This is a genomic window from Desertihabitans aurantiacus (assembly GCF_003344635.1).
Taxonomy (GTDB): Bacteria; Actinomycetota; Actinomycetes; order Propionibacteriales; family Propionibacteriaceae; genus Desertihabitans; species Desertihabitans aurantiacus.
Map to the genome: position 1 here is coordinate 1 of NZ_QPKK01000179.1, position 8,144 is coordinate 8,144.

An 8,144-nucleotide genomic window follows, 5' to 3' on the forward strand; every position below is an offset into this window, starting at 1 on the left:
CGGCCGCCAGGGCCACGACCGCCATCAGGCCGGCGTCGGACCCGGTGTCGGCCAGGTCGCCCGGGCCGTCGGTGTCGTCGCCCGCGTCGTCAGCGTCCGGCGCCGGGGTCGGCTCCGCGGTGGGGCCGTCGCTCGGCGCTGGGGTCGGCTCCGGCGTGGGCTCGGGCGTCGGCTCCGGGGTCGGCTCGGCCGCGGCCGCCTCGACCTCGAGCGTGATGCCGACCAGGCTGCCGGTCTCGGTGGCCAGGAACAGCTGGTGGGTGCCGCTGAGGTCGGCCGGGATCTCCACCGACACCTGTGCCTCGCCGTCGACCACCTCGACGTCGCCGAGGTAGACGCCCTCGTCGGGCGCCTGGGCCCGGGTCTGGACGCCCTCGTCGGCGGAGCCGTCGTCGAGCGCGCTCAGCACGGCCATCGGCTGCTCGTCGGCCGGCAGCCCCTCGCCACCTGCGAGGACGTCGCCGTAGGCCTCGAGCAGCTCGGCCAGCGCGCCGCCGTCCTCGGGCAGCACCCCGACCGCGGCCTCGGTGACCTGCGGGGCGCCGATGCTGGTCTGGTCCAGCCCGCCGACGCTGAGCTCGAGGGACTCCCCGGCGGTCACCTCGACCGGGGCGTCACCCGGGTAGACCGCCGAGCGCTTGGAGTGGTCCGGCGTCAGGGGCGCGTCAGCGGCCTGGAAGGCGGAGAGGTAGGCGAACCAGGCATCCCGGTCGACCAGACCGGAGTCACGCAGGTCGGTGCCCTCGACGAAGACCCGGAAGTTGTCGCCGCCCTGGGCGAGGAAGGAGAAGGTGCCGATGCGGTACTCCGCAGCCGGGTCGATCGGCACGCCGTTGACGAAGACCTGGGTGATGTGCTCGCCCTGCGGGGCCTCGGGGTCGAAGGTGTAGCTGACGTTGGCCGACAGGCCCAGCTGCAGGTAGGCCCGCGACGGCACCTCGCCGAACTCGTCGGTCTGCCACTGCTGCTCGAGCAGGGTGGTGAACTGCTCACCGGTCAGGGTGATGGTGTTGAGGTTGTTGAGGAAGGGCAGCACCGCGTTGGCCTCGGCCACCGTGATGTCGCCCGCGTCGAACTCCGAGCGCAGACCGCCCGGGTTGACGACGGCGATCTCGGCGCCGCCACGCTCCTCGGGAGCCAGGGAGGTCAGCAGCGCGTCGGCCACCAGGTTCCCCATGGCGGACTCGCTGCCGCGGTCGTCCCGGCTGGCGCCGAAGTCCTCGGAGGCGAAGTCGGTCGGGTCGGCGGGCTCGCCGTCGTAGTCGCCGTAGCCCTGCTCGCCGTAGCTGCCGTCGGTGAAGGCGGTGGTGATCGGGGCCTCGGCCTCGGCCAGCACGACCTCGCCCTCCTCCTGGGCGAAGGCCAGGGCGTCGTCGATGATGCCGGCGATCTCGGCGATCCGCGGGTAGTCCGCGGCCAGCTCCTCGGTCAGCGCCTCGATCTCGGGGCCCAGGTCCTCGTCGCCGTCGTCCTCGACCGCGATCGGGTCGACGATCTCGGCGGTGGCGGCCACCGCCGCCGGGCCGCCCTCGGCGGCGTCGTCCACGGTGATGGTGATCTGGCCGATGCCCGAGGCGTACTCGCCGGCCTGGATGACCGGGCGGGTGCCGCCCTCGAGACCCTCGACCGGGCCGTCGTAGTCGTAGGCCTGGTGGCTGTGGCCGGTGATGATCGCCGAGACGCTGTCGTCGGTGTCGTTGACGATCGCGTCGAAGACCTCGCTGGAGCCGACGGCGTCCGCGAGGTCGTCGCCCTCGGCGCCGTAGCCCTCGTGGTAGACCGCGACCAGGACGTCGGCCTCGCCGTTGTCGTCCGCCCCGTCGGTCAGCTCGCCGGCCACCCGGTTGACGGCCTCGACCGGGTCACCGAAGTCGATGTCGGCCACCCCGCCGGGCGAGACCAGGGTGGGCGTCTCCTCGGTGACCGCGCCGATCACGCCGACGGTGATCCCGTCGACCTCGAACAGCGCGTACTCCTCGAGGGCCGCGTCGGTGGTGCCGGCGTCGTAGACGTTCGCGCCGAGGTAGGTGAAGTCGGCGGCCGGACGCCCGCCGTTGGGGTTCTCCCCCACCTCCTCGCCGGCGATGACGTCACCGGTGAGGTCGCCGAAGCCCTGGTCGAACTCGTGGTTGCCCACCGAGGAGGCGTCCACGTCGAGGGCGTTGAGGATGTCGATGGTGGGGTCGTCGTCGTCGACCGCGGACTCGAACAGGGAGGCGCCGATGTTGTCGCCGCCGGAGACCAGCAGGGTGCTGTCCTCGCCGGCCTGCTCGCGCAGCTGCTCGATCTGGCCCGCGAACGGGATGGTCAGGTCGGGGGTGATCCGGCCGTGGTAGTCGCTGAACGACAAGATGGTGATGTCGCGCTCGGCCGCCTGCGCCGGCGTCAGCGGCAGCACGGACGCCGTCAGCGCCAGACCCGCCCCCGTCACGGCGGCGATCCGCCAGGTCCTTGTGCCCATGTTCGTCCTTCTGTCTCGCACTCGAGTGACGCTCGGACGCTACCGGAGGTCTCCCGACGGGTCGATGGCCGCGAGGTGAACAAAGGGGGTTGACGGTCGCCCCGGCCTGAGTAAGGTCGCTCCTCGCCCCTCCACCCGTCCCGAGTGCATCGGAGCTCTTGGCATGCCCTCTCCCCCGACCGCCGCCGAACCGCAGCTGGACGCCGAGCGGCGCCACCTGGACGACTCCCGCCGGGCGCTGGCGGCGATGCGGGCACGCACCGAGGCCGCCGAGGCCTCCGGAGGCGACCGGGTCTCGCTGCAGTACGTCAAGCAGGTGCTCTACCGGCGGATGAAGGCGCTGGAGGACGACCCCTCGGTGCCGCTGTTCTTCGGCCGCCTCGACTACGACACCGCCCTCGGCGCCGAGCACGACGAGCGGCTCTACATCGGACGCCGCCACGTCACCGGCGAGGCCGGGGACCAGCCGCTGGTGATCGACTGGCGCGCCGGCATGTCCCGGCCCTTCTACCGGGCGACCCGTACCGAGCCGATGGGCGTCCGGCTGCGCCGCCGCTTCGGTTTCGACGCCGGCCGGCTGACGGCCTACGAGGACGAGCGCCTCGCGGACGAGACCGACACCGCGACCGACGCCGCCTCCCAGATCCTCCAGAGCGAGATCGAACGTCCCCGCACCGGGCCGATGCGCGACATCGTCGCCACCATCCAGCCCGAGCAGGACGTCCTGGTGCGCGCGGAGCTGTCCCGCTCGCTGTGCATCCAGGGCGCACCGGGCACCGGCAAGACCGCGGTCGGACTGCACCGGGCGGCCTACCTGCTCTACGCCCACCGCCACCAGCTGTCCCGCTCCGGGGTGCTGGTGGTCGGCCCGAACGACTCCTTCCTCGGCTACATCGGCGACGTGCTGCCCGCCCTCGGCGAGATCGACGCCCGGCAGGAGACCGTGCAGTCCCTGGTCGCGGCCGCCACCGGGCAGGAGGTCCGCGCCGTCGAACCGGTGGCGGCCGCCGTCCTCAAGGGCGACCCCCGGATGGCGACCGTGCTGCAGCGGGCGGTGTGGTCGGCCCTCGGCACCCCGGACGCGCCGCTGGTGGTGCCCCGCGGCTCGCGCCAGTTCCGGGTGGCCGCCTACCGGCAGGAGGAGCTGGTGGCCGAGCTGCGCGGACGCGGGGTGCGCTACGAGGCCGGCCGCGCCATGCTCGCCCAGCGGCTGGCCCACGAGGTGCTGCTGCGGATGGAGGCCGCCGGCGACTCCCCCGACGACCGGGTGCAGGCGGCGGTGGCCCGCAGCAAGCCGGTCCGCGACTGCGTCGCGGCGCTCTGGCCGGCGCTGCAGCCGGCCCGGGTGCTGCACCGGCTCTACACCGACCCCGACCACCTGGCCGCCTGCGCCGAGGGCGTCCTGGACGCCCACGAGCAGGCGCTGCTGCGTCCGGCCAAGGTCGCCCGCAGCGCCGCCGGCGCCCGCTGGACCGCGGCCGACCTGGTGCTGCTGGACGAGCTGGCCGACCTGCTGCAGCGCACCCCCAGCCTCGGCCACGTCATCGTCGACGAGGCCCAGGACCTGTCGGCGATGCAGCTGCGGGCGGTCGGGCGCCGGGCGAGCACCGGCTCGGTGACCCTGCTGGGCGACCTGGCCCAGGCCACCACGCCGTGGGCCACCCGCTCCTGGCAGGAGTCCCTGCACCACCTCGACCAGCCGGAGGCGGAGGTCGCCGAGCTGGTGGCCGGCTTCCGGGTGCCCGCCGCCGTGATCGACTTCGCCGCCCGGCTGCTGCCCACCATCGCCCCCGGGCTCCGGCCGCCGCACTCGGTGCGCCGCGGCAGCGGCGACCTGGTGGTGCGCCCGGGCGGGGTGGAGGAGGTGGTCGACGCCTGCCGGGCCGCCCTGGGCCGCGAGGGCACGGTCGGTCTGATCGTGGCCGACGCGGCCGCCGACGAGGTCGGCGCGGCGCTGCATGGGGCCGGCCTCGAGCACGGGGTGCTCGGTGAGGAGCCCGCCGGGACGGAGTTCCGGCACCGTCTGGACCTGGTGCCGGCGGGCCTGGCCAAGGGTCTGGAGTTCGACCACGTGGTGCTGGTCGAGCCCGCGGCGGTGGTCGCCGGGGAGGCCGACGAGACCACCGGTCTGCGCCGGCTCTACGTCTGCCTCACCCGGGCGGTGACGTCGCTGGCCGTGGTGCACCGGCACCCGCTGCCGGCCCAGCTCGCCGGCTGAGCGGAGCCCTTGCCGGAGCCCCACGGGCGGGTGAGAATGGCCACGCACCGGATACCCCGGGCCGTCGTCTCGAGGGGGGACGCGATGGTCGAGGTGCTGCTCGTCACACCCGTGCGGATGCTCCGCGACGCCCTGGCCGCCGCGCTCACCGCGAAGACCGACCGCGTGGTCGTCCGGCACGCCGGCACGGCCGACGAGGCGCTCGCCCAGGCGGTGGTGCACCCGCCCGACCTCGGTCTGCTCGACTACGCGGTTGGACGTCCGGGCGACCTGGTCGAGGCGCTCGGACGCCTGGTGCCCCGCACCCGCTGGATCGGGCTGGGGATCCGTCCGGTCGAGCACGACGCCGACGTGCTGCGCTGCGCCGAGGGCGGGATGGTGGGCTTCCTCGACTCCGAGCAGGCCTTCGCCGACCTGGAGCAGGCGGTGCGGGTGGTGCTGTCCGGCGGCGCCTGCAGCAGCCCCCGGACGTCGGCCCTGCTGCTGCGCGGTCTGCGGCAGCGTCCGCTGCCGCCACGCGTGGTGCGTCCCGAGCCGGACCACCGGCCCGCTCTCACCCCGCGCGAGCAGGTGGTCGCCGACCTGATGTCGGTCGGGCTGACCAACCGCCAGATCGCGGCCCGGCTGGTCATCGGCGAGGCCACCGTGAAGACCCACGTGCACTCCGTGCTGGCCAAGCTGGGGCTGCGCTGCCGCGCGGAGCTGACACCCTCGCCCTGAGCCGCTCTCCACCGGTGGAGGTGGGGTGGAGCTCCCGGCTCCACCGCCAACCTCCACCTGCGCTCGCCCGTCCGGGTGGATCCGCTGCCGAGGCCGCCCCGAGATGCTCGCAGTGACCGCAGCGACGAGCAGGGAGGCCCCACGATGGACGTCAAGGATCTGATGGGCAAGGTCGTCGACGCCTTGTACGACGGCCTCACCGGCGGCAGCGCCGAGCTGCCGATGCCCGACAACGTGATGATCAACTGGATCCAGCCCGGCATCCCCTTCCACGAGAGCGCCTTCGACTTCGCCATCGCCGGGCCGTTCTCCGGCCCGACCCCGCTGACGCTGCCCTACTTCCGGGAGCTGGTGGAGACACTGATGGGCCCGCAGGGCGGGGAGGGCGGTGAAGGCGGCGTGAGCCGTGAGGACGCCGTCGAGCAGGCCAAGCTGATGTACCAGCAGCACCTGCTCGGCACCTGGGAGCAGTGGTCGCGGCTGGTCGACTTCATCCCGCTGCCGACCCCGACCCCGGAGCGCTCCCGCTGGCTGGCCACCGGCGGCCAGGGCAAGTACAAGCACGTCTCGGTGGTCTACGGCCAGGCCGGGCTGCGGCTGAGCGAGCTCTACGAGGACACCCTGCGCCGGTGCGAGGTGGCCGACGAGCAGCTGACCGCCGAGCAGCAGGCCATCGTGGACCGGATGCGCGCGCTGCTGATGGAGACGGTCGAGGTCGAGGACTTCCTCACCGGCGAGAAGACCACCGAGTCTCGCGACAGCCGGGCGATGACGGCCTACAAGGCGAAGAAGAGCCTGTACGAGAACGCCGTCACCGACTACGCCTCCCGGCTGGCCCGCGCCAACGGCGGCAGCGCCCAGGACCTCATCGAGTGGCAGCGCTCGGGCGGCATCTACCGCCGGCGGGCCACCGAGGCGCTGCGGGACTGGGAGGCCACCGGCTACAAGCTGGACGTCGAACGGGCCCAGGCCACCCTCAACCACATCCTCGGCAGCTCGATGGTGCAGTGGAAGACGCGGCTGCTGGAGAGCATCGACGACATCAACAACAACACCACCGGCCAGTTCGGCTACCCGTTCTTCCCCGCGACCGTGCTGCCCGGCGCCTTCGCGCGCTCCGACGGCTGGTCGGAGTACGACGAGCGCCACATCTCGCGCCGTTCGACCTCCTCCTCCTCCACCCGCTCCGGCTCGGGGGCGGTCGGCTTCAGCCTCGGCTTCTTCAGCATCGGCGGCGGCGGTGGGCACAGCGTCACCGAGCACCAGTGCCAGGTGGACGCCTCCGACTTCGGGATGCACTTCTCCTACACCACCGTCGAGATCTCCCGGCCGGCGTTCAACCCCGGCTTCTTCTCCTCCCGCGGCTGGCGGCCCACCACCGAGTTCGTCGCCGACCACGGCCCGCAGCACTCCGACGGTGCGAAGCCGCCGAAGGGCGCGATGATCGGCTACGCCACCAAGGCGCTGTTCGTGCGCGACCTCACCATCTACTCCTCCGCCTTCGCCAGCTTCGTGCGCTCGATGCAGTCCCAGACCCAGGGCGGGGGGATGATCGGCATCGGCCCCTTCTGCATCGGCGGCAAGTACCAGCAGACCAACCGCGAGGACGAGTCCAACCTGCAGGTCGACACCGCCTCGATCACGGTGCGGGGGCTGCAGCTGGTCGGGTTCATGTCGGCGCTGATCCCCAAGGCGGCCGACCCCAACCCCGACGTCACCGCCTGGATCTGACGGCCGACGACGATGGACGCCGGTCTGCACCTGGCGCTGGCCGCCTGGGTCCACGCCCGCTCCGGCGGGCAGGGGTTCCTGGCCTGCCCGGAGCTGCCCGTCCCGCTGCAGCTGGTCGACCTGTCCGCTCCTGGGTCGATGACCGACCTGGGCCGGGCCTGGGAGTTCGCCCAGCTAACCAACGGGGACGTCCGCCGCGGGCAGCCGGCGCGGTCGGCGGCCGTGCACCCGCCGCTGTGGGTGCGCCACCGGCAGCTGCTGCAGCGGATGCAGTTCGCCACCCGTAGCTGGTCCGCGGCCGAGGAGGACCAGCTGCGGGCCGCCCGGGCGGTGCTGTTCAGCGACGGTCCGGGCGGGTTCCCGGTGCCCTCGCCGGCCTTCACCCTGTACCAGGAGTACCGCTCGGTGCACGACGACCTGCAGGCCCAGGGCGCTCCGCCGGAGGAGCTGACCGCGCTGCTCGCGGAGTGGCTGGTCGTCGGGCACAAGGCGGCGGTGGAGGCGGCCCTGTCGACGGTGTCGCGGCTGGCGTCCCGCTCGACCCTGCCGACGGCCGAGCGGCAACGGCTGATGCTCGCCGACGAGCTGCTCCCGGCCAGCGCCGACGGGTCGTACGCTGCCACCACGTTCACCCCGCTGTCGGCGGTCGACCCGGGCACCTGGCTGGCCGCCCGGGTCAGCCTGGACGACCTCGACGCGGCCCTGCCGGGTGACCTGCCGCGGGCGGCGTGGGACGGCTGGCGGACCAACCGCAGAGGCCACCTCGACCTCCGCTTCGTCGCCCTCGAGCTGCACCGGGCCTGGTTCAGCGCCGAGCAGTACGCCGCCTCGGACTGGCGGGTGCCCGACGGGGTCAGCGCCTCGGCCGGCGACGGCGTCCACGGCGAGGTGCCGGCCCACGCGGTGCGCGCCTACCTGGTCGAGGTGACCGGCTCGGCGCTGCCGGGCCGCACGGTCGACCCGCCGCCAGCGCCGGACCCGTACCGCCCGGCCGACCGGCTGCGAGTCCGCGCC

General features: G+C 73.6%; 5 protein-coding genes. 4 read left to right on the forward strand and 1 reads right to left on the reverse strand.

What is annotated here, in order from left to right; all coding sequences use genetic code 11:
* A partial coding sequence (locus DVA66_RS21955) for a bifunctional metallophosphatase/5'-nucleotidase (protein ID WP_157974006.1) occupies positions 1-2,461 on the reverse strand: 2,461 nt, incomplete at its 3' end.
* A 163-nt stretch (positions 2,462-2,624) separates the two neighbouring features.
* Here DVA66_RS21955 and DVA66_RS13855 point away from each other — a divergent pair.
* The 4 genes from DVA66_RS13855 to DVA66_RS13870 form a co-directional block, all read left to right on the forward strand.
* On the forward strand, positions 2,625-4,679 hold the full coding sequence (locus tag DVA66_RS13855; RefSeq protein ID WP_114560620.1) for a HelD family protein: 2,055 nt from the start codon (positions 2,625-2,627) through the stop codon (positions 4,677-4,679).
* A gap of 84 nt (positions 4,680-4,763) precedes the next feature.
* Complete coding sequence (locus tag DVA66_RS13860; RefSeq protein WP_114560621.1) at positions 4,764-5,399, forward strand: LuxR C-terminal-related transcriptional regulator; 636 nt, start codon at positions 4,764-4,766, stop codon at positions 5,397-5,399.
* A gap of 144 nt (positions 5,400-5,543) precedes the next feature.
* Positions 5,544-7,130 carry a hypothetical protein gene (locus DVA66_RS13865; RefSeq protein WP_114560622.1) on the forward strand — a complete coding sequence of 529 codons (1,587 nt, stop codon included), beginning with the start codon at positions 5,544-5,546 and terminating at the stop codon, positions 7,128-7,130.
* Between the two features lie 12 nt (positions 7,131-7,142).
* The coding region (locus DVA66_RS13870) for a hypothetical protein (protein WP_157974007.1) at positions 7,143-8,144 on the forward strand (1,002 nt) is incomplete at its 3' end.

Coding starts and splice junctions, on each gene's coding strand:
- DVA66_RS13855 (WP_114560620.1), top strand. CDS start 2,625: ATGCCCTCTCCCCCGACCGCCGCCGAACCGCAGCTGGACGCCGAGCGG.
- DVA66_RS13860 (WP_114560621.1), top strand. CDS start 4,764: ATGGTCGAGGTGCTGCTCGTCACACCCGTGCGGATGCTCCGCGACGCC.
- DVA66_RS13865 (WP_114560622.1), top strand. CDS start 5,544: ATGGACGTCAAGGATCTGATGGGCAAGGTCGTCGACGCCTTGTACGAC.